The 21,001-nt window shown below is 61.6% G+C and carries 19 protein-coding genes; 2 read left to right on the top strand and 17 right to left on the bottom strand.

Annotation, left to right across the window (positions count from 1 at the left end):
* From AC1DYF_RS31880 to AC1DYF_RS31835, 10 genes are all read right to left on the bottom strand, one after another.
* A partial coding sequence (locus AC1DYF_RS31880) for a M10 family metallopeptidase C-terminal domain-containing protein (RefSeq protein ID WP_477881799.1) occupies positions 1-1,650 on the bottom strand: 1,650 nt, incomplete at its 3' end.
* A gap of 193 nt (positions 1,651-1,843) precedes the next feature.
* The gene (locus AC1DYF_RS31875) at positions 1,844-3,379 is read right to left on the bottom strand and encodes a trimethylamine methyltransferase family protein (protein ID WP_477881797.1); all 1,536 of its coding nucleotides are present in this window, start codon (positions 3,377-3,379) and stop codon (positions 1,844-1,846) included.
* A gap of 243 nt (positions 3,380-3,622) precedes the next feature.
* Positions 3,623-5,179 carry an ABC transporter substrate-binding protein gene (locus tag AC1DYF_RS31870; protein WP_477881796.1) on the bottom strand — a complete coding sequence of 519 codons (1,557 nt, stop codon included), beginning with the start codon at positions 5,177-5,179 and terminating at the stop codon, positions 3,623-3,625.
* Positions 5,180-5,205: 26 nt separating this feature from the next.
* Positions 5,206-6,198 carry an oligopeptide/dipeptide ABC transporter ATP-binding protein gene (locus tag AC1DYF_RS31865; RefSeq protein ID WP_477881794.1) on the bottom strand — a complete coding sequence of 331 codons (993 nt, stop codon included), beginning with the start codon at positions 6,196-6,198 and terminating at the stop codon, positions 5,206-5,208.
* A complete protein-coding gene (locus AC1DYF_RS31860) occupies positions 6,195-7,094 on the bottom strand; it encodes an ABC transporter ATP-binding protein (protein ID WP_477881793.1) in 900 nt (299 codons plus the stop codon). Before AC1DYF_RS31860 ends, AC1DYF_RS31865 begins: the two co-directional genes overlap by 4 nt.
* Positions 7,091-7,993 (bottom strand): ABC transporter permease, encoded by a 903-nt coding sequence (locus AC1DYF_RS31855; RefSeq protein WP_477881791.1) that lies wholly within the window; start codon positions 7,991-7,993, stop codon positions 7,091-7,093. Before AC1DYF_RS31855 ends, AC1DYF_RS31860 begins: the two co-directional genes overlap by 4 nt.
* A gap of 1 nt (position 7,994) precedes the next feature.
* On the bottom strand, positions 7,995-8,939 hold the full coding sequence (locus AC1DYF_RS31850; RefSeq protein ID WP_477881789.1) for an ABC transporter permease: 945 nt from the start codon (positions 8,937-8,939) through the stop codon (positions 7,995-7,997).
* A 244-nt stretch (positions 8,940-9,183) separates the two neighbouring features.
* Positions 9,184-11,199 (bottom strand): CocE/NonD family hydrolase, encoded by a 2,016-nt coding sequence (locus tag AC1DYF_RS31845; RefSeq protein WP_477881787.1) that lies wholly within the window; start codon positions 11,197-11,199, stop codon positions 9,184-9,186.
* Positions 11,196-12,458, bottom strand: coding sequence for an MFS transporter (locus AC1DYF_RS31840; protein ID WP_477881785.1), 1,263 nt, complete (start codon positions 12,456-12,458; stop codon positions 11,196-11,198). Before AC1DYF_RS31840 ends, AC1DYF_RS31845 begins: the two co-directional genes overlap by 4 nt.
* Positions 12,458-14,572 (bottom strand): oxidoreductase, encoded by a 2,115-nt coding sequence (locus AC1DYF_RS31835; protein ID WP_477881783.1) that lies wholly within the window; start codon positions 14,570-14,572, stop codon positions 12,458-12,460. Before AC1DYF_RS31835 ends, AC1DYF_RS31840 begins: the two co-directional genes overlap by 1 nt.
* Positions 14,573-14,755: 183 nt before the next feature.
* Here AC1DYF_RS31835 and AC1DYF_RS31830 point away from each other — a divergent pair, with 183 nt between their 5' ends.
* Entirely contained in the window at positions 14,756-15,397 is a 642-nt protein-coding gene (locus tag AC1DYF_RS31830; RefSeq protein ID WP_477881781.1) for a TetR/AcrR family transcriptional regulator, read from the top strand.
* On the opposite strand, the gene AC1DYF_RS31825 is transcribed toward AC1DYF_RS31830, so the two are convergent.
* From AC1DYF_RS31825 to AC1DYF_RS31815, 3 genes are all read right to left on the bottom strand, one after another.
* Positions 15,388-15,621, bottom strand: coding sequence for a hypothetical protein (locus AC1DYF_RS31825; protein ID WP_477881779.1), 234 nt, complete (start codon positions 15,619-15,621; stop codon positions 15,388-15,390). The genes AC1DYF_RS31830 and AC1DYF_RS31825 overlap by 10 nt on opposite strands.
* A 147-nt stretch (positions 15,622-15,768) precedes the next feature.
* A complete protein-coding gene (locus AC1DYF_RS31820; RefSeq protein WP_477881777.1) occupies positions 15,769-16,071 on the bottom strand; it encodes a hypothetical protein in 303 nt (100 codons plus the stop codon).
* Between the two features lie 90 nt (positions 16,072-16,161).
* Positions 16,162-16,581, bottom strand: a complete 420-nt coding sequence (locus AC1DYF_RS31815; RefSeq protein ID WP_477881776.1) for a DUF2000 domain-containing protein — start codon at positions 16,579-16,581, stop codon at positions 16,162-16,164.
* Between the two features lie 133 nt (positions 16,582-16,714).
* Between AC1DYF_RS31815 and AC1DYF_RS31810 the strand changes: the two genes are divergently transcribed.
* Complete coding sequence (locus AC1DYF_RS31810) at positions 16,715-17,203, top strand: Lrp/AsnC family transcriptional regulator (RefSeq protein WP_477881774.1); 489 nt, start codon at positions 16,715-16,717, stop codon at positions 17,201-17,203.
* On the opposite strand, the gene AC1DYF_RS31805 is transcribed toward AC1DYF_RS31810, so the two are convergent.
* The 4 genes from AC1DYF_RS31805 to AC1DYF_RS31790 all read right to left on the bottom strand — a co-directional run bounded on the left by AC1DYF_RS31805 (position 17,191) and on the right by AC1DYF_RS31790 (position 20,951).
* The gene (locus AC1DYF_RS31805; RefSeq protein ID WP_477881772.1) at positions 17,191-18,159 is read right to left on the bottom strand and encodes a PDR/VanB family oxidoreductase; all 969 of its coding nucleotides are present in this window, start codon (positions 18,157-18,159) and stop codon (positions 17,191-17,193) included. The genes AC1DYF_RS31810 and AC1DYF_RS31805 overlap by 13 nt on opposite strands.
* Before the next feature lie 11 nt (positions 18,160-18,170).
* Entirely contained in the window at positions 18,171-18,902 is a 732-nt protein-coding gene (locus AC1DYF_RS31800; protein ID WP_477881770.1) for a GntR family transcriptional regulator, read from the bottom strand.
* A gap of 3 nt (positions 18,903-18,905) precedes the next feature.
* Positions 18,906-19,952, bottom strand: coding sequence for an aromatic ring-hydroxylating dioxygenase subunit alpha (locus AC1DYF_RS31795; protein WP_477881768.1), 1,047 nt, complete (start codon positions 19,950-19,952; stop codon positions 18,906-18,908).
* A gap of 108 nt (positions 19,953-20,060) precedes the next feature.
* Positions 20,061-20,951 (bottom strand): DMT family transporter, encoded by an 891-nt coding sequence (locus tag AC1DYF_RS31790; protein ID WP_477881766.1) that lies wholly within the window; start codon positions 20,949-20,951, stop codon positions 20,061-20,063.
* Between the last annotated feature and the right edge of the window lie 50 nt (positions 20,952-21,001).

Raw genomic sequence — 21,001 nt, 5'->3', positions numbered from 1 at the left:
GTCCTCGATCGTGGCAGTGCCGTCTCCATTGGCGACAGAGACTTGGATCAGGGTGAGACTATCGCCATCCGGATCAGAATCATTGGCAAGTGCATCCACCAGCACGCTCTTGCTTTCGGACGTCTCGGCAGAGTCGGCGACTGCAATGGGTGACTGGTTCGTGGTGTCGCCGCTGGCGATACTGAGGTCGAAGACATCAGACACCGTATGGGTGCCGTCGCTCGCGAGGACCTTGATCGAAACCGTGCCGACATCGTCTGTGCCCGGTGTGCCGGTAAACCTGCGCGTCGCGGGATTGAAGTGCAACCAATCCGGAAGATCCGAGCCATCGGCCAGGCTGGCGGAATAGGTGAGGGCATCTCCGTCCGGATCGCTGAAAGTGTTGGCCGAGAAGTCGAAGCCGAAGGCTTGGTTGGCCGTCGCATTGCGGTCGGCGATCGCATGGTCGAGCGTGGGCGCGCTGTTACCCAGCGTGTAGAGTTCGTCGCTGAACTGCAGGCGCTCGACATTGCGCAGCGTGTCCTGGCCGTCCGTGCCGACATTGTCGGTCACGGTGTAGGAACCGTCATCATTGTGGTGGATCGTGTAGTTGGCAAAGGCGCCTGAGAAGACGGCAGTGTCGACAGCTTCACCGCCATCGAGCGTGTCATTGCCTTTGCCGCCCACGAGGACATCAGAGCCTCCCGCGCCCGTCAGCGTGTCCGTGCCGTCATTGCCGGTCAGCCGGTTGGCGACTTGATTGCCGGTAATGCTGTCGTTGCCCGCGCCGCCGACCGCATTTTCGATCGTTGCGGTATAGGCGATCGAGATATTGTAGGTCATGGCGTTGCAATGGGTGAAACTGCCGGCGACGAGCGAAATAGTGCTATCCGTCGCATAGCCGCTGAGATCGAGCGTGTCATTGCCACCGGCATCATAGATCGTCAGGATCGGGTCTTTGTTGATCGAGAAGTCATAAATCTGGGCTTCTTCGCCGGTGATATTGCTGTTGAAGCCGTAGATGGTGTCGCCGGTTCGCGTCGTGGTGTCGGCGCCATAGATCGCCTGGACGGCCATGACGTCATTGAGCATCGGCGTGTCCGGTGAATAGACGATGCCACCGACCTGCCAATCGGCCCACATGACCTGTCCCTGCCCAGCATAGTGGTCGGGGCCATAATAGGACATGATCGAGTACACCGTGCTGTCCTGATAGCTTGACGGTCCGGAATTGTCGTTGCCGTTATAATCGCCCATGTGATTGAGGCCGAGCGTATGGCCCAGCTCATGCATGATGGCGGTAAAGCCATAGTCTCCGATCGTCGGATTGGCGAGGTCGCTATAGCCGGGATTGAACCAGGCGCTGCCGGTCTTCGGATAATATGCATGCGCATAGTCGATGCCGGTCGTCGTATTGCCGAATTCGATATTGGAATTGCTGGCGACCTGGACGAAATTCGGCGCGATCAGGTCGTCCCAATTGGCGATCGCATATTCGGCATAGGTAATCTGGACATCGGTGAAAGGTGAAAAGCCATCACCTTCACCGCCGCCGGTATAAAGCTGCGCCTTATCCGTTGGGAAGGAATAGGTGATGGTTGAACTTGTCCAATGTGAACCTGAATTCAACTGGGCCAGAACCTGATCAAGGGTCCAGTTTTGTGCGGTCATGTCTGATGTTCCCGGTTCTACGACGTTGCGTAGAAGTAGAGACGGTCCCCTGTTAAGATTCGTTTACACGCTTATCTGCAGTTTTACCGGCATGGCATTTTTACAGCCAATTGCCCGCAAATGACGCATCGCCGAACGCGATTGGCGATGTCCATGACGCTCCCATCTATGCTTCCAGGGGTCGGGTCAGGCGTCAAGCCGCGTTCAGATATCCGCGGCTGATCTCCTCCTTCCGCTTTGCCACATAGGCTTCCAGCGCCTCGTCCACGGCAGGATCGAGCGGCGGCTGCTCATAGGCCCTGAGCAATTCCTTCCAGATCGCATTGGCCCGCTCGGTTCCCGTCTTGGCGCCGCTCTCCGACCAGTTCTCGAAATTCCGCCAGTCCGACAACATCGGCTCATAGAAGGCGTGTTCGAAGCGCGCCAGCGTATGCGGTGTGCCGAAGAAATGCCCGCCGGGACCGACGTCGCGGATCGTGTCCAGCGCCTGCGTCTCGGTGGTGATTGCCAGCGGATCGAGGAAGCTTTTCATCATCTGCAGCATTTCGGCATCGAGGATCAGCTTCTCGAATGACGCCGTCAGACCGCCTTCCAGCCAGCCGGCCGCATGTTCAATGAGATGCACGCCGCCCATGATCGTCGACCACAGCGACATGCCACTCTCATAGGCGGCCTGCACGTCGACAGCATTGGAGGCCGTCACGTTGGAGGAGCGGAACGGGATATTGTATTTCCGTGCCAGCTGGCCTGAAGCAATCTGCGCCTTGGCATATTCCGGCGTTCCGAAGGCCGGCGCCCCGGTGCGCATGTCGACATTGGAGGTGAAGCCACCGTAAAGCACCGGCGCGCCGGGTGCCGCGATCTGAGCGAGCGCGATCAACGCCAGGGCCTCGGCATTCTGCTGGGTGAGCGCACCGGCAATCGTCACCGGGCTCATCGCGCCCGAGAGCGTGAACGGCGTCATCGCCACCGGCTGGCCGGCGCGCGCCATCGCACAGAGCCCTTCGCCCATCGGGATATCGAGCCGGAGCGGTGAATTGGAGTTGACGATGGTCAGCGTCGCCGGGTTGCTGCGCAATTCCTCGCGGCTCTGGCCAAGCGTGATCGACAGCATCTCGATCGCATCCTCGACACGATAGCCGCCCAGCGCCCAGCATTGCCAGTTCTTGTCGGTCAGCCGGATGGCGGCCTGGTAGAAATCGAGATGGCGCGAATCCGGATTGAGATCGGTCGGCTCGCAAGGGCAGCCGCCCTCCTGGTGGATGATGTTGAGCGCCTGCACGACCCGGATATAGTCGCACATGTCCTGGTAATTGCCCGCCCGCCGTCCGCGGTCTAGATCGGACACGAAGGCAGGCCCGCCGGTCGCGGCAAAGATCAGGCTGCCGTCGCCGACTTTCAGGTTCTTCGCCGGATTGCGTGCCTGCAGTGTAAACGAAGGCGGTGCCGTGCAGATCGTCTCTACGATCATCGCCGGGTCGAAGCGCACGCGCAGTGTTCCGTCATCGACATCGGCACCGGCGGATTTGAGCAGCCTGCGGCTCTCCTCGTGCAGCACTTCCATGCCGGTCGTCGCCAGCAGGTCCAGCGAGGCAAGGTGGATCGACTCCACCTCGTCCGCGCTCAGGAGCGCGATCGGCGGGTAGCGATTGACGACCCCTCCGAAGCCGAGTTGGCGAATACCACCTGCTGTCCGACGTGCCTCTCGTCTGCCCGCCTGTCGCGCCATGATCATGCTCCTTTGCTTGTTAACACCTTGACAGCCTTGGCACGCCCCTCATCCGCCTGCCGGCATCTTCTCCCCGTAGTGACGGAGAGAAGGACGATGGGCGCACCGCTTTCACGCTTCTGCGACGCCGAAATGGGCCCCAACGGCGAGGCATCTGCAGAGCGGATTCCCTCTTCCCGTTTCAACAGGGAGAAGGGTTAGGGTGAGGGGCAGACGCGTTCGCCAGACGGCGAGAGGAATGCCTCACCCCTTCGCAAACCGCGTCACATCCAGATATCCATCGGCGAGAATGCAAGGCTTCAGCCCGCCTCGAGCGACGGCCGCAAACACTTCATGGGTGATGAACACGAACCCGCCCGACTCCTCCATGATGTCCTGCATTTTCTTGTAGATGACATCGCGTTTGGCCTGATCGGTCTCGGCCATGCCCTCCTGGTACATCTTCTCGAATTCCGGGCTGTCGAACTGCGACCAGTTGTAGACGCCGATCTGTGCCGGCCGGAACCAGGTGAGGTTTTCCGACGGATCGACACCGCCGGCAAAATTCATCAGCACCATTTCCAGCGTCTTCCAGGTATCGCCGGAGCTCTTGTCGCCGATCGTCCAATAGACGCCATCCTCGAGCGGCTTGAGGTCGACCGTGATGCCGATCTGGCCGAGCAGCGCCTGGACGATCTGACAGGTGAGCTGGCTGGTCTTGTCGTTTTGCGAGGCGAGCTCGATGGTCAGATCGGAGACGCCGGCCTCCTGCAGCAGTGCCTTGGCCTTATCGAGATCGGCTGGGTAGAGGATCTTGTCACGGTGACCGACCATGCCGGGCGGGAGAACGCCGGTCGCCGCCTTGGCAAGGCCGGAATAGGAGCCCTGCATGATCTGCTCGACATCGATGGCATATTGGATGGCGCGGCGGACCTTCTCATCCTTGAATTTCGGATTGTTGACGTTGAGCGCCAGCCACAGGAAGCGGTTGCCGTCCTTCTCGATCAGCGCGGTGTTTTCCGGCAGCTTGTCGCGATAGGTCGAAAGCGTGTTGAGGCTGATCTTGGAATAGTCGATCGCCTTGGATTCATAGGCGAGCGCGGCCGCCTCGTCGTCGGTGACGATCTCGAACCTGATCTTACTGAACAGAGGCTTCGGCCCCTTCCAGCCGGGATTGGGCGCCAGCGACAGATTCTGTTTCGGCGTCCATTTGTCGATCACATAGGGGCCGGCGCTGGCCGGCACCTCGGTGGTGAACTTGCCTCCTGCTTTTTCGACCGCCTTCTGGCAGACGATGTGGCCCATATAATAGGGCAGGGTGGTGACCCAGAACGGCGCTGATGGGCTCTTGAGCTTGATCACACCCGTGCGCTGGCCGGTCACCTCGACATGATCCATTGCGTCGAAAGCGTATGCCCAGGCCGATGCATTCTTCGGATCCTTGACCCGTTCGAAGGAGAATTTCACGTCCTCGGCTGTCAGCGGGCCATAGCCGCCGGTCCATTCCAGCCAGTCTTGCAGTTCGAAACCGATTTCGGTTGGAGAAACCTGCTTGAGCTCCTTGGCGGCGTAGTTGTCGAGATGCGTACCGCCGCGCACGTCGCCAAGCCGGTTCAGCGAAACGAACAGCGCCCGGCCGACCTCTTCTTCCAGCAGGCCGTTCTGGAAGGCGGGATCGAGCACTTCAATATCGGAGGCGCCGCGAATGATGAGCGTATCGCCCTCGATCGCATAGGAGAGGCCCGGCCGCAGCGATAGGGCGGCTGCGGCGGAAGCGCCGGATAGGAGGAAATGCCTGCGATTCATCAAGAAATGGGTCATGTTCTATCCCTCTGGTTTTGTTTTATTTACGCAACGCGTTCCGCCTTCTTGTCTGCGAGCGGGTAGTGGCATCGTATCGTGTGGCCGGTGTCGAGCACCGTCTCGGCCGGCAGTTCGCTGCGGCAGCGCGCCTGCGCAGAAGGGCAGCGCGGATGGAATTCGCAGCCGGACGGACGATGAGCGAGGCTTGGCACTTCGCCGATGACCGGCGGCGCGGTGCGGCGTTTCGTCGGGTCCGGCACCGGCTCGGAAGCAAGAAGTGCTGCGGTATAGGGATGGCGTGGCGTCCGGAAGATCGCGGCACTTGGGCCACTCTCGACGATCCGGCCGAGATACAGGATCGCCACCCGGTCCGACACGTGCCGCGCCACGGCGAGATTATGGGTGATGATCAGGAACGCCGTACGATGCGCATCGCGGATATCGAGGAAGAGATTGAGAATGCCGCCCTGCACCGAGAGATCGAGCCCAGCGGTCGGCTCGTCGGCAATGATCAGCCGCGGCACCACGGAGAGCGCCCGGGCAACGGCGGCGCGTCGCGCCTGGCCACCGGAAAGGCCATGCGGAAAGCGCGATAGCAATTGGCGGCCCAGCCCGGCCTGCTCAGCCAGATCGACGATCGCTTCGGTCCTGAGATCGCCCTGGCCGGCAATGCGCCGTGGCTCGGCGATAACTGAGCGAATGCGCTGGCGCGGATCGAAGGATGTCACCGGGTCTTGGAACAGCAGTGACGCCGTTTGCCGCATCTTTGCAAAGCTGCGGCTGGAATGGTCCGGCAGCGTTTCGCCATCGAGCAGCAGGTTGCCACCCGATGGCTTCATCAGCCCGACCAGCGTTTTGCCGAAAGTGGATTTGCCGGAGCCGCTCTCGCCGACCATGCAGACGATCTCGCCCGGCTCGATGGCAAGCGAGACGCCGGCGAGGATCTCAAGGCCCGGCCTGCGGACGAAGGGCAGCGATCCGCGGCGCGGCACGGCGACGGAAAGTTTTCTTGCCTCGATGATCGGAACCTGGCTCATGCGGCGTCTCCGATCCGGTTGACCGGCTCACCCGGCGCGGCAACAATGACTGGCGCCGTGGCGGCATTCGTCTCCTGCCAGTTGATCACCGGCAGGCGCTTGGCGCCGCTCTCCACCAGCGACAGTTCGCAGGCAAGCAAAGCGCGGGTATAGGGATGTTGCGGCCGGGCGAAGATCTCTCTTGCGTCGCCGTGCTCGACGATCCGGCCGGCATGCATGACGCAGACGCGATCGCAAATTTCCGCAATGACCCCGAGCTGATGTGAGATCATCAGGATCGCCACGCCGGTCTTGACGCGCAACTGCCGCATCAGATGCAGGATCTGCGCCTCCATGGTCACGTCGAGCGCCGTGGTCGGCTCATCGGCGATCAACAGCGCCGGCTTCATCAGCAATGCGGCGGCGATCGCCACACGTTGCAGCATGCCGCCGGAAAGCTCGAAGGGATAGGCATCGAAACGCGCCTCGGGATCGGAAATGCCGGCCTCGGTGAGTGCGGCGACAATCGCTTTCCGCTTGTCGCGCCGGCTCGTCCGGCGGTCGCGCCAGAGGAAATCGGTGAGCTGCCGCCCGATCGTATGCAGCGGGCTGAAGGTCGCCATCGGATTCTGGAACACCATAGCTGCCCCCGGTCCGCGCAGCGACCTGAGATCAGCCTTGGAGGCTTTGAGCAGATCCCTGCCCGTGAGCGTCAGCTGTTGGCCCGTGATCGCGGCCGAAGGCGGCAGCAGACCGAGGATCGAATGTGCCAGTGTCGACTTGCCGGAGCCGCTCTCGCCGATCAGCCCGACGACTTCGCCGGGTTTCACCGCGAGGCTGACATTCGCCACGGCCTGGGCGATACCGCTATAGGTGATCGAAATATTCTGGAGATCGAGGACGGGTGTTTCGCTCATGGCGTCCTCCGTCCCGACAGTTTCGGGTCGAGCGCATCGCGGAGCGCTTCGCCGAAGAAAGTGAAGCCGATCGTGGCGAGGATCAGCGGCAGGCCGCCGGCGATCACCGGCACGGGTGTCTTGCGGATCACGGCGAAACCGTCGCTCAAAATATTGCCCCAGCTCGGAATCTGCGGCTTGACGCCGAGCCCGAGGAAGGAGAGCCCTGCTTCGAGCGTGATGATGGTCGAAAGATCAAGACAAGCGAGGATAAGTAATGGCCCGATCACGTTCGGCAGCAGGTGGATAAACAGGATACGACCCAATCCGGCATTCATCGCCTGCTCGGCCTTGATGAAATCGCGGGATTTGAGGCTGAGCGTCTGGGTGCGGATCAGCCGCGCATAGCTCGGCACGCAATAGACGACGATGACCAGAATGACGGTGCCGAGGCCGGCGCCGAGCAGCACGACCATGGCAAGCCCGAACATGATCATCGGCAGCGAACTGAAACTGTCGAACAGCAGGATCATCAGCGAATCCAGCCAGCGTGGGCCGTAACCGGCGATCAGGCCGAGCGGCAGCGCCGCGGCAAGTGCGATGGCAAGCGCGGTCAGCGCCACCGTCATCGCGGTGCGCGTGCCAATGATGAGGCGCGAGAACAGGTCGCGGCCAAGCTGGTCGGTGCCGAGCAGATGCGCCCAGGACGGATCGGCCAGCCGCTCGCGCACGTTGATTGCGGTGGCCGGATAGGGTGTGAGATAAGGCGCAAAGATTGCCGTCAGCACGATGACCGCCACCAGCACCACGCCAATCGCACCGATTGGCGTCGCGACGACACTGAAAAGCACGGCCGTGGCGCGGCCGAGTGAGCCGGGTTCGGCGGGGTGTCCGGCAATGTCCTGGGTGATCTCGGCCATGTCAGAGCGCGCTCCTGACGCGTGGATCGAGAAAGGCCGCGGCGATATCGGCGACGATCATGCAGGTGACGTAGAGCGCGCAAGTGACCAGCACCGTGCCCATGACCAGCGGATAATTGCGCGACATCACCGCATCATAGGTGAGCTTGCCGAGGCCCGGCCGGGTGAAGACGATCTCGGCAAAGACCGAACCCGTCAACAGTCCACCGAAACCAATGGCAATCACCGGCAGCGCCGAGAGGAAGGCTTGCTTCAGGGCATAGCCGTAAATGATCCTGGTCTCGCTGACACCGAAGGCGCGCAGCGTCCGCACATGCGCTTCGCCCGTCGCTTCTATCATTGCAGCGCGAATGATGCGGGCGACATAGCCCACCCAGCCGATGCCGATCGCAAAGGACGGCAGCACCAGCGCCTTGATCTGGCCGCCAACATCACCCGGATCACCGGCGCCGATCGCCGGCAGCCAGTTCAGCGCCACGGCAAAGATCAGCAGCGAATAGAGCGCCACGACGAAAGATGGCACCGCCACCATGCCGACCGAGAAGATGCCGATCAGCCAATCCGGCCAGCGGCCATGATGGATGACGGCGCTGCAGCCGAGCAGGGTTCCGAGGGCCACGGCCCAGACGAAGCTCGAAAAGGCGAGCGCCACCGTATAGGGCAGGACTTCCAGCACGATCGCCGTCACCGGCCGCTTGCTCCAGACATCGACGCCGAGATCGAGATGCGAGAGCCGCAGGAGATAGGAGCCGATCTGGTCGATCAAGGGACGGTCGAGCCCCATCCCCTCGCGAAACGCCGCCCGCATCTCCGGCGTCGACCGCGGCCCGAGCGCCACCACCGTCGGATCACCCGGGATCATGTGCAGCATCAGGAACAGCATGACCGAGACGATGAACAGGATGACGATGCCCAGCGCGATACGGCGGGTGACGAAGAGGGTCATTGGAGGGGACCTCCAAGCGCTTCAGAGTCCGAGGCGCACCCCCCTCTGCCCTCCTGAGCTTTTGTCGAAGGGCGGGCATCTCCCCCACAAGGGGGGAGAATGGGAGGGGCACCGCTTCGCATCCCTTTGCCGTCGCATTTTGGGCTACGCTTGATTGGGCCCGTGAGCGCGCTGCCTGCCACTCTCCCCCCTTGTGGGGGAGATGCCCGGCAGGGCAGAGGGGGGTAGCCAAAGCCGCTGACGATCAAATATGATCCCGATCGATCCATACATCGCCCTCCCGCTCGAAAACCTTGTCGCCCTTCTCCCGTGCTTCCAGCCGCCACTCCAGCCGGAATTTTGTCTCCGTCGATGTCACCACCACTCGTGAAGTCGTCTCGACATCACAATCCGCGCTTTTGTATCCAAGCACCCAACTTGTATCGAGTTTTGGCGACAGCGGATCGTCTTCGACGATCTCCATCCTGTCCGTCACGCGTGCCCAGGTCTCGTTTGCGCGATCTGTCAGATGCTGCCGGCCATGATTGCTGGACAGCGTCAGCGTCTCGCGGCGTTGGCCTGCATTGATAACCAACTCGTGCGTATGCTCTTCGGCTTCGATCTCCTCCATCGGTACCGGCGGCGAGATCTCGGCTTCCTCGAATCCGAATATGCCGTCATCCAGCTGCGGCGCGCGCATCGGCAGCATCAACTCGCAGGCGCCCGGTTCGATCTCGAAGGTCGGCATCACCGGTGCCGGCCAGAGCACCGGCCAATGCTGGTTCGACAACACCAGCCGCAGCCGATTGCCCTTGCCAAAGCGGCGGCCGCAATGATTGAGCTCCAGCCGTGCTGTCATCCGTTCGCCCGGAACGAGCGATACGGGACGCTCGCGGCTCGCGCGCTGCGAAAGGTTCAGCGCACCCCATGTCACCAGCGTGGATGTACCATCCGGCAGCACTTCACAAAGCCGGGCGACAATGGTGGCCTGGGGCACGCTCGACCGAAGCACCAGATCAACCGCAGGCGCGCCAAGCAGGTCGAAATCCTCCGTGACCGGCATGTCGAAGCAAAGGCCGAGCCCATCCTCGCGCCGCTGATCGCCGGCCATATCCGGCACCGTGCCGCCATAGCCGCCATAGCGGCCGCAATCGCGCCCGGCGGTGACGGGTGAGCGCAGCCACATCGTCGCACCTGCCTCCCGGTGATCGCCAAGCCGGCCGGCATTCAAGTAGAGTAACTTTTCGCTGACATTTGGCGACGGCCAGCTCGGCTCACGCACCCAGCGGCCGGGATGTTCGGGATAGCAATGAGCAGGCCGGTGCGGGTCCTTGATCAGCACCGTATAGGCCGGCTCATCCATGATGCCGGTGTCGATACCTTCAAGCCAATGCCGCCACCAGCGGATCGCTTCCTTGAGGTAGTGGATCGCTGGGCCGGGATTGCCAAGGAAGGGATAGGCATGCGTCCAAGGTCCGATCAGGCCTTTTCGTGGTCCCGAAAGTCCTGCCAGCAGCCGCGGCACGGCGTTGAAATAGGTGTCGTCCCAGCCACTGATCGCGTAGACGGGGATTTTGATCTGCGAGAAATCCTCTGAGACCGAGCCGAATTTCCAATAGGTATCGCGACGCTGATGCTGCATCCACGTCTCGGACCAACAAGCGGTGGCTTCCAGGCGCTGCCGCCAGATATCACGCCACTTGTCGCCGACGATTTGCGGGTCGGGCGGCAGCCCACCCATGCCGAGGATGAAGGCGGCCCACATGCCGTCCTCTGTCAGCAGATTGCCGCCGTAATAATGCACGTCATCAGCGTAGCGGTCGTCGGAACAGCAGAGCGCGATGACCGCCTTCAACGCCGGCGGCTGTTTCGCCGCCACCTGCAACGCATTGAAGCCGCCCCAGGAAATGCCGGTCATGCCGACAGAACCCGTGCACCATGGTTGCTCTGCCAGCCAGGCGATGATCTCGCAGGCATCGTCCTGTTCCTGGGCAGTATATTCGTCCGTCAGGATGCCTTCGGAATCCCCCGAGCCGCGGATATCGACACGACAGCAGGCAAAGCCGTGGCCGGCGACGTAAGGATGCATCTTCATGTCACGGAACACGGTGCCGTCGCGGCGTCGATAGGGGATGAGTTCGAGGATAGCTGGTACCGGCTTTTGCGCCGCATCCTCCGGCAGCCAGATCGTGGCAGCTAGACGTGTGCCGTCGGTCATGGTGATGAACACCGGATCGAGCGTGCGGACCTTTCGCGGGAAAGTGTCGACGATCCGGGTCATGGCTTGGTCTTCCCGCCATCGCCGGCCTCGTCATGCGGAGTCCATTCATAGACCATGGGCGAAGTCTGCGGGTAGGCGACGAACTGTTCGCGGCTCTTGGCGGCCGGCTGGCGATACAGCCGCCAGAGCGCATAACCGGCAAACAGCACGGCAAGCGCGATTGCATACCAGAAGAAGATTTTCGCACCGAACGGCGCGACACCGGCAGTGACGATTGCCGGACCCACAGTGCCACCAAAGGCCCAGAGCAAAAGCATGTTGGAGGACAGCGTCACGAATTCGCTCGGCTCGGCCTTGTCATTGGCATGCGCCACGCCGAGCGGATAGAAAATCTCGGAAATGCCGCCGAAGATCGAGAAGGCGACGAGGAACAGCCAGAAGGGCGTAGTCGGTCCGAAGAACAGAAAGATCGCGCAGAGCACAGCGAGCGCCACCGACAGCCACAGCATCATCATACGCCGGTCGAGCCGATCGGAAAGATAGCCAAGCGGGAATTGCAGAAAGAGCGCGCCGAGCTGCGTTGCCGCCATGAGGATGACGATGGTCTGCTGGTTGAATTTCAGCTCCAGCCCGTAGAGCGGACCGATCGATGCGAAGGTAGAGGAGATCAGCCCCGTCAGCAGGCAGGCCATGGTTCCCGACGGCGAGATCTGGAACGTTCGAAAGATCTTGATGCCCATCGGCACGTGCAATTGCGGCTCGCCGACCCAGATGGCGGTCACCGGCACCAGCGCCAGCACATAGGCCGCTGCCGCCATCATCAGCATCGCGTCGCCGGCCGGATCGATGTTGGTCGCCAGCAACTGGCCGGAGCCGTAGAACAGGCCAAGCAGCAGCACATAAAGCGTCAGGATGCGGCCGCGATTGGCGTTGGATGTCATCGCGTTCATCCAGCTCTCGATCACCACCGATTGCCCGGCATTGGCAAAGCCGACCACTGCCTGGATGATCATGAACACGGCCAGATTCGGCCGCATGCCGAGCGACAGGATCAACACGGCGGAGACTGCCGAGAGCGCCGCATAGGCGCGCACCTCGCCGACCGAGCGGATCAACCGTACCGAACCGACGCAGCCGACAAGAAATCCCGCACCCTCGGCGCCGACCACAAGACCGATTGCATCCGGACCATAGCCTTCCGCCACCAGCCTGAGCGGCAGGAGAGTGTGAAACAGACCCGAACCCACAGCGTGCAACGCCCCGCCGGCGAGCGGCGAAGCGACGGACCACGGCGACATGGACGGGGCCTCGTTCGCCATCAGGCCACCTCGAGACCAGCGATGGAGGTGTAGGACGGCTCGAACTCGACGATGGGTGCATCGCGGCGAAAGCCTTTCGACTTTTCGCCAAGCTCCATCGCATAGCGATGACCGCTATGCACGGCATGGGTGATGGCACCCGCCGCCAGTGCATCGCCAATCCGTTCGACGCTCTTTATGCCAGCGGCTTCGATCTCGGCGGAACGGGCGCTGAGTACGTTGAAAAGATGATCATTCGGCATGCGTAAGCCGACGATGACCAGGTTGAGGCATTGGATTCGGTGACGTTCGCCGGTGAAGAGTTGCGACAGGGTTGCGCTGTCGCCATCGAAAGCGGCGACCGTGGTCAGCGTTGTCACCGGCACGTTGCGCTTCGTCAGCGCCCGATGCACCAGCGGCAATTCGTTGGTCATGATCGTCCAGGCCGAAGCCTGGCCGGCGGGCGTTGCATAGGAGACCGGCACGCCCTGCGCCGCCAGGTGCTCGGTGATCACGCCGCCCATGTAATAATTGTCGAAATCGAAGACCAGCGTTTCGCCTGACGGCATCCGCCCACCAGCAATATCGTCGGGCGTGAAGACATTTGGATGCTCGATCCGGCCCATGGGGATTTCCATTGGCGAATAGAGCAGATTGGTCCAGTGCGAACCCGTCGCCAGCACCACATGATCGGGCGCCATGTCGATGATGTCGTCGATTCCGAGCTGGCTTTCCAGATACATCGACACATTGGTCATCTGGTTGAGCCGCCCGAGGCGATAATCAACCACTCGGTTCCATGCGGAGAGACCCGGCAAGCTCTTCTCGAAGGTCAGCCGGCCGCCGAAACTGGACTTCGCATCGGCGAGCGTCACCTCATGCCCGCGCCGGCCGAGCGTCAGCGCCGTCTCCAACCCGGCCGGGCCGCCGCCGATCACCAGCACGCGCTCGGGTTTTTCGGCCTTGCCCGGCTTTTCCGGATGCCAGCCGCGCCGCCATTCCTCGCCCGCCGTCGGGTTTTGGGTGCAGCGCACCGGCACGCCGTCATGCCAGCTCGAAATGCAGATGTTGCAGCCGATGCATTCGCGGATTTCCTCGATCCGATCTTCCCTGATCTTGTTGGGCAGGAAGGGATCGGCGATCGAGGGTCGCGCGCCGCCGATAAGGTCGAGCACGCCACGGCTAATCTGGCTGACCATCGTGTCCGGCGAAGTGAAGCGGCCGACGCCGACCACCGGCTTGTTGGTTATCTGCTTGACGAAATCGATCACCGGCTCATGGCTGCCCTCGCCAGTAAAACGCGAGGCGGAACAGTCCGTCGGGCTCGAATCCATCTTCACGTCGAAGAGGTCCGGTACGTCGGCCAACAGTGCGATCACCTCATGCGCCTCGGAGGGGTGATGCGTGCCCGGCCGTCCCCGCAGTTCTTCAAGCGAAATACGGAGCGCGACACCGCAATCCTTGCCCACGGCATCCTTGGTCGCTTCGATCATCTCGCGCACGAAGCGGACCCGGTTGGCAACCGAACCGCCATATTCGTCGATACGGTGATTGTATTCCGGCAGTAGGAATTCGTATCCGAGATAGCCCATGCCAGCATAGACATAAACGATGTCGAAGCCTGCCTGCCGCGCCTTGCGGGCGCCTTCCGCCTGCCAGCGCAGCACGTCCCTGATGTCCTGCTTGTCCATCGAGCGCGGCTTGAGATTGCCCATGAAGCCGACATGCGTTGCCATCCAGGGAATGCCGGAGGGCGAAATCGGCGCCACGCGTGTCGTGCGGTTCATCACCGAAGCACCGCCATGCCAGAGCTCGACGCCGGCCAATGCTCCATGCTTGTGCACCGCCTCGGTCATCAATGCATGTGCCTTGATGTCGTTGTCGTCCCACAGCGTCGCCATCGGCAGCGGCGAGTCATCGGAAGACAGGTCGATGGAACAGGCGCCGGTACAGATCACGCCCCAGCCACCCTCGGCCTTCATCTCACGAAAGCCGGCGCGGATATGCGGCAGGGCATTGGTCATGCCCGAGGCATGCGGAACCTGATAGAAACGATTGGGCGCGGTGACCGGTCCGATCCTGACCGGTTCAAACAGGATATCGTACCGCGATTGCGGCTTCGCCATCATATTCATGCTCGTTCCCCTGGCCGGCTTTTGCCGATCGTTGGGGGCAGGATAAATTTCCGACGCCTTTTGTCAAGCATTATTATACGAGTTTATAATTTCCCTTGAAATGCCTGTGAAATTAGATGGTTGCGCTGAATTTCAGAAAACGCTATTCAAAACGGTAGTGAGTTTATGAACGGGACGACACCGTTGACTGGAGCCAAGACCAAGCCGAAGCCGCGTGCCCGGTTCCGCCGCGAAGCACCCGAGGATCGCCGCCGGCAATTGGGCGAGGCTGCCCTTCGCTGCATCGTCAAGCATGGCAATGCCGGTGTCTCGGTGCGGCAGATCGCGGCCGAGGCCGGTGTCACGCAGGGGTTGATCACACACCATTTCGGCGAGATCAACGAACTCGTCGCCTATGCCTTCGACATCATGTCGACCGGTCTCTTGCAGCAGATCCTGAAGGCGGTGGACGAGGCTGATCCGACGCCGCAGGCGCGGCTCGACGCCTTTATCAAGGCATCGTTTTCGCCACTGCTCTTCGATCGCGATGTCCTGGGCGTCTGGGTGGTGTTCTGGGGGCTGATCCTGCATTCACCGCGCATGAGCGCTTCGCAGCAGAAGGAATATGCCGACTATGTCGAAACGGTCGACGGTCTGATCTCCAGCCTGTCAGAGGCGGAAGGCTTCAAGGTTGGTGATGTACGCTTGACCGCCATGGCATTCACGGCTCTGATGGATGGCTTGTGGCTGGCGTGGTGCTTGAACCCCGGTGCATTCCGGCCGGAAGACGGCGTACAGCTCTGCCGCAACTGGATCGAGGGTCTGAGACGCGGCGCTTACGCCTGAGCCGCTTCCTCATGCCTGGCAACGAGCTGCGCCTCCAGTTCGTCGCGACGTTCGCGATAGGCGCGCGCCATCGTGTGCGACTGCGACATCTGCATCTCTGCCGCTTCGACCGACTGCCCGTGCCGCTTGAGGTGCTCGATCACGATCTTCATCCGATCAGCTTGCCGCTCGCTTTCCTCCGCAAACCGGCGGATGGCTTCGATCTGTTCCTGTACATTCGACATGGCAATATCTCCGATAGGAAATGGATAGATGATTCGATCTGAGAGCGCTGTCGAAATTATACGATTTGTTAACGTTTGGTAACTTCGGCTCTATAGGCATTAATGCCTAGCCACGAACTTGCTGAAGCGGCTAAAACGCAAAGGCGATCAATGCCTGCGACTGCCAAACCAATAGCCGACCAAGGCGGCGAGCGCGAGGCTGCCGACCGGATAACGATCGACGGCCGTCTGCGCCGCAGTCTGGATGCGGTCTTGAGCAAACTTGGAGCCGTTCTCGGCAAGCTGTGTGATCGTCCGGCTGAGTTGGCGAAGCTCTTCCTTGATTTCGGCAAGCTGGGCGGCCTGATCTTTACTGCGTGGATTGCTGCCATAGCTGTCGTCGGCGATTGCCGCAGAATCGCCGATAATGCCTCTTGGAATGGGTTCGCCCATTGTTTCGTTCATCGCCATGCATCGGTCCTCCGTTTTGGCTAGAACCGAAATGCCGCACTTTGGTTCCTCCCCGGAACTGCCAATGATCGTGCGGAAGCTCCGAAACTGTCAGCGCAGCAATTTCAACGATCCAGTCAGCGACCGCACCCATTTTGCCGGGCCGCCGAGACCGATGCCGTCGATCACCTCCGCCGCAAGGTCGCGGCCGGGTATCGCCGCCTCGTAGTCGCGGTAATCATGCAATTGCCGGGCGAAGCGCGGAAAGGGAACGACGACCGCATGGTCCGCTGTCGGCAGTGCTTTGGCGAGCAGTGCCTGCAAGCCATCGCCATTGGCCTGCAGAACCGGGACCGGTCTGTTGGAACTGATATGAAATTGCCGGCTGGTGGCGTCCGTCAGTCGCTCACCGGCGAAGCGGGGCACGGCGGCGCCAAGACCGATGCCTAGCACGGCGACCGTATTGGTGAGTTCCCCGAGGCTCAGTCCCGGGTCCACGACGATCGCAACCTTCCAGTCATCCAACACCATTCACGCACCCCCTCGGCCTTGCGGGGATCATAGGCGTATGGCAGAGGAAAATCCTGCCCATTGCTGGCTTTATCTGCATTAGATCGGTAAAACTTACCTCTGAAATGTGAAAATTGGAAAGGAGTTACCGAAAATGGATGTAGAATCCGGCGATGTCCGCATTTTGCGCGCTCTGCAGAGTGACGGTCGGCTGACCAACCAGGAACTGGCGGAACGGGTCGGCATGTCGACGTCGCCGTGCTGGCGGCGAGTGAAGCGGCTGGAGGAGAGCGGCGTGATCCGTGGCTATCAGGCGATGATCGACCGCCGGGCGATTGGGCTTGGCGTGCTCGCCTTCATCCGTGTGCAGATCGATACGCATTCACACGATGAGGCGGAGCGGTTTTCCGATGATGTGCGCAAGCTCGACAATGTCATCGCCTGCTATTCCGTGGCGGGCGAGGCGGATTTCCTGCTGCAGGTGGTGGCGGAGGATCTCGATAGCTATGCCGATTTCGCCATGACCGTCGTCCGCCGCCTGCCCGGGATCAAGGAAATGAACACGATGTTCGTGCTCAAAGACATCAAGCCTTCAGCCGTGTTGCCGATTCCCGGCGAGCGAAGCCGGGATCAGGGTCGGTAGCCGATATCGATAACCGCGCGACCGCCCGTCAGGCGCGAGACACAGGCGCACATCTGGTGGTTCTCGGCTTTTTCCTCTTCGCTGAAAAACACGTCGCGATGATCGATCTCTCCATGTCTCTCGACGATGCGAACGGCACACAGGCCGCATTCGCCGCGCTGGCAATCGTAGATCATTTCCACGCCGGCGCCGATCAGCGCATCGAGCAGGGATTGGTCCGGCGGCACGACGATATCGATGCCGCGGTTGAGCACCGAGATCTCGAACGGCACCTCGGCGAATTTTCCGTTGTCGCCGAACACTTCGTAGCGCAGACGGCTCACGGGGCGACCGCTTTCGAGCCAGAGCCGCTTGACGGCCTCCAGCAGTCCGAGCGGCCCGCAGACATAGGCTTCGCCGTCTTCGGGTAGCGCGGCGATTTCGTCGACGAGATCGAATGTCCGTCCCTCGTCGGCCGGAAAAAATTCGATCGATTGGCCGAGCAGGTCCGACAGTTCATCGACAAAAGGCATGGCGGCGCGAGACGCTGCGCCGTAGACCATCCTGAGCGGTTGCCGGGCCACTGCCAGCGCGCGCGCCATGCCGTAGATCGGCGTCACGCCGATTCCGCCGGCAATCAACAGGTACCGGCTCGCCCGCCAGGAGAGCTCGAAGCGGTTTTCCGGCAGCGTCATTTCCACCGTGCCGTCCAGCTCGAGCGACCAGACGAAGCGCGAGCCGCCGCGGCTGTTGGGATGCAGCTTGACCGCGATCGCCAGGCAATTCGGCGCCGCCGGCACGCAGGTATAGGTGCGGATGGCGCGGGCACCGTCGATCGTGACGACGATATTGGTATGCGAGCCCGGATCGAAGGGCGGCAGCGCGCCATCGAGCTCGAATTCGACGCGGCGGACGCCTTCGGCGATCTCTTCGGCGGAGCGGACACGGGCATGCCGCCATTCTGTGTTCATACGCATCGCTCTCTCCTTCAGGCGGTCACAAGCGCCAGTCCCGGCACTCTCTTGATCAGGCTGCGATCTTCGCCGATGACGAATTCCAGGTTTTTGCGGGCGAGCCGCGCATGTTCGCGGCCGAGAAATTCGGCCCGGGCGCCCTCGCGCTGTTCGAGCGCGTTGACCATGTCGTGATGCTGTCGCTGGGCAAAGACCAGCGATTGCCGGAAGGCCGGAACGTCCTCCTGTTTCTCGAGGAAGGCGCTCGGCGAGGCGAAGGGCAGTTGCGCGACCCTTTCGAGTTCGCGGCGCATCGTCTCGCTACCGGGCAAAAGCGCCAGCAGCGCATGAAATTCGGCGTTGAGCGCGACATAGCGCTCGAACTGCATATCTTCCAGCCGTTCGGCAAAGGTCCTGTCGAGCGCATGGACCAACGCCCGAAGCTGGGCGAGCCGGGCGGCCGGCACGCCGCGTTCGGCGGCCAGGCGCAGAGCCGTGCCTTCCATCACGCCGCGCAGTTCGATGGCGTCGAAGACGTCGGCGATGGTGAAGCTGCGGACGGCATAGCCGCCGGAGGGAATGGCTTCCAGCAGTCCCTCCTGTTCCAGCCGCGAGAGCGCCGCCCGGAGCGGTGTTCGGGAAACACCGAGCATCTCGGCCAAGGTGACCTCCGACAAGCGTTCGCCCGCCACGACGTCGCCGCCCAGCACAAGGTCGCGGACGCCGAGCAATGCCTTCAACGTCTGGGAATCGCGTTTCGGCTCCATGATTTACTCCGCCGCCAGGCGCACGGCCTGTTCGCTGTCGATCATCCTGTCGATCAGCCGCCGCGCCCACATCGAGCCGGCATCGATGTTGAGATTATAGAAGACGTGGTCGGGATTGGCCTCGATCGCTTTCTGCTGCGCTTCGAGAATAACCTCATCCTCCCGGAAGACGCCGGCCACGGCTTCGCGCAGCTTGTGCGTCCAGGCCTGGTTGCCGAGGTCCCAGTTACGGACGAAGGCCCAGAAATAATGACAGGTGCTGCCGGTCTCGGGCGTCATCGTGTTGAGCACGAAGCCATTGACGCCCTGGCTGCGGTCGCCGTTGCGGGCACCGGTGCCGGCAACGGCAACACCGACATCGATGGCAATGGTCGACGGTGCCTCGCAATGGATGATCTGCCAGCGATCGACCTTGCCCGGACGCTGCAGCTGCGCCGACCAGAAGGGCGGCGGGTCGATGCCTTCCATCCATCGGGTGACGGTCGCTGTCTTTTCGGAATGCGTGACCTCGAACGGTGCTTCTGCAACGGCGCGATTGCCGATCGACGAACCGTGGACGAAAGTCTCGTGGGTCAGGTCCATCAGGTTGTCAACGACCAGGCGGTAATCGCATTTGACGTGGATGACCTTGCCGTCGCCGGTCCATTCTGGATCGTCATTCCAGTGCAGGTCGGGAATCTTTGCCGGGTCGGCGAGCGCCGGATCGCCCATCCAGATCCAAAGGAAACGGTGCTTTTCCTTCAGCGGATAGCTTTTCACGCAGGCAGATGGGTTGATCGTGTCCTGCGATGGCATGTAGACGCAGCGGCCGGTCTCATCGAATTCCAGCCCATGGTAGCCGCAGATGACATTGTCGCCATGCAGTTCCCCCTTGGAGAGCGGCAGCAGCCGGTGCCAGCAGGTGTCGGCGAGCGCTGCCGCCCTTCCGTTCTGTTTGCGAAACATCACCACGGGCTTGCCGCAGATCATCCGCGGCAGCAGCGCTCGCTTGACCTCGACATCATAGGCGGCGGCATACCATGCATTCAGGGGATATGTCTGTGCGTTCATGACCGGCTCTCCTCCAAGACCAGGTCATGCGTACCATCTGTATACAAGATAAGTCAATAGTGGAGAATTTTGCCCACTTCCATCGGAATTCCCCTTAAAATGTATACATCAAGGGGTCGCGTTCGGCGGATTAAGATTTTTGAGCAGCCGCTCGCCGAACAGGATGATGCAGCCGGCGAAGAAGATCAGCCCGGCGCCGTAGAAGACATTGTGCGCCGGCACATCACCCCAGATGACGAAGCCGAGGATGAAGGCCCAGACCAGTGACGTATATTCGAACGGCGCGAGGATCGAGACCGGTGCACGGCGCATGCCTTCGAACATGGCGAACTGGCCCAGCCCGGCAAACAGGCCGGTGGAGGACATGAGCAACAGTTCCTTGAACGAGATGTGCACCCAGAAGAACAGCGAGGCGACGCCGGTCATGATGACGAAGAAGCCGCTCGATATCATCATCTGCACCATGGTCTTTTCGTGCATCGCCGTCTTGCGCAACAGCACGCTGGCGCAGGCCCAAAGAACCGCGGCGAACAAAGCCATGCCGACCGGCAGCGAAAGCGTGAAGCCGTGGCTGATCGGATCGACGGCGACCATGACGCCGATGAAGCCAAAGATCACCGCCAGCCAGCGGATCGATGGGACCTCCTCTTTGAGGATCGGCACCGCGAGCAAAGTGATCAGGATCGGCGAGGCATAATAGACAGTGGTCAGCTGTGCCAGGCCGAGATAGCGAGCGGCATTGTAATAAGTCAGCCAGGCGGAGAGCAGCAGCAGATTGCGGATGAAGAGCGGCCCGATGACCGGCGAGGCGACCGCGCGCATGAACAGCGGCTTGCGGCCGATGGCGAAACAGCAGCAGAAGATCACCACGCTGCGGACGAACAGGATCTGGAAGACCGGCAGATCGGTGACCAGCCATTTCACCGAGGCATCCTGCAGCGAGAACAGGAAATAGGAAGCGATCGTCAGCATTACGCCTGACAGCACGGTCTTGGTCATGCAGGACTCCGGAAGGCCGCAAATCAGCAGATTGGCTGAACGGCCGTTCA

It is taken from the genome of Rhizobium sp. P2_G9 (assembly GCF_056403475.1).
The sequence above is the reverse complement of the archived record's forward strand: the minus strand, read 5'-3'. Positions and strand labels throughout refer to the sequence as shown.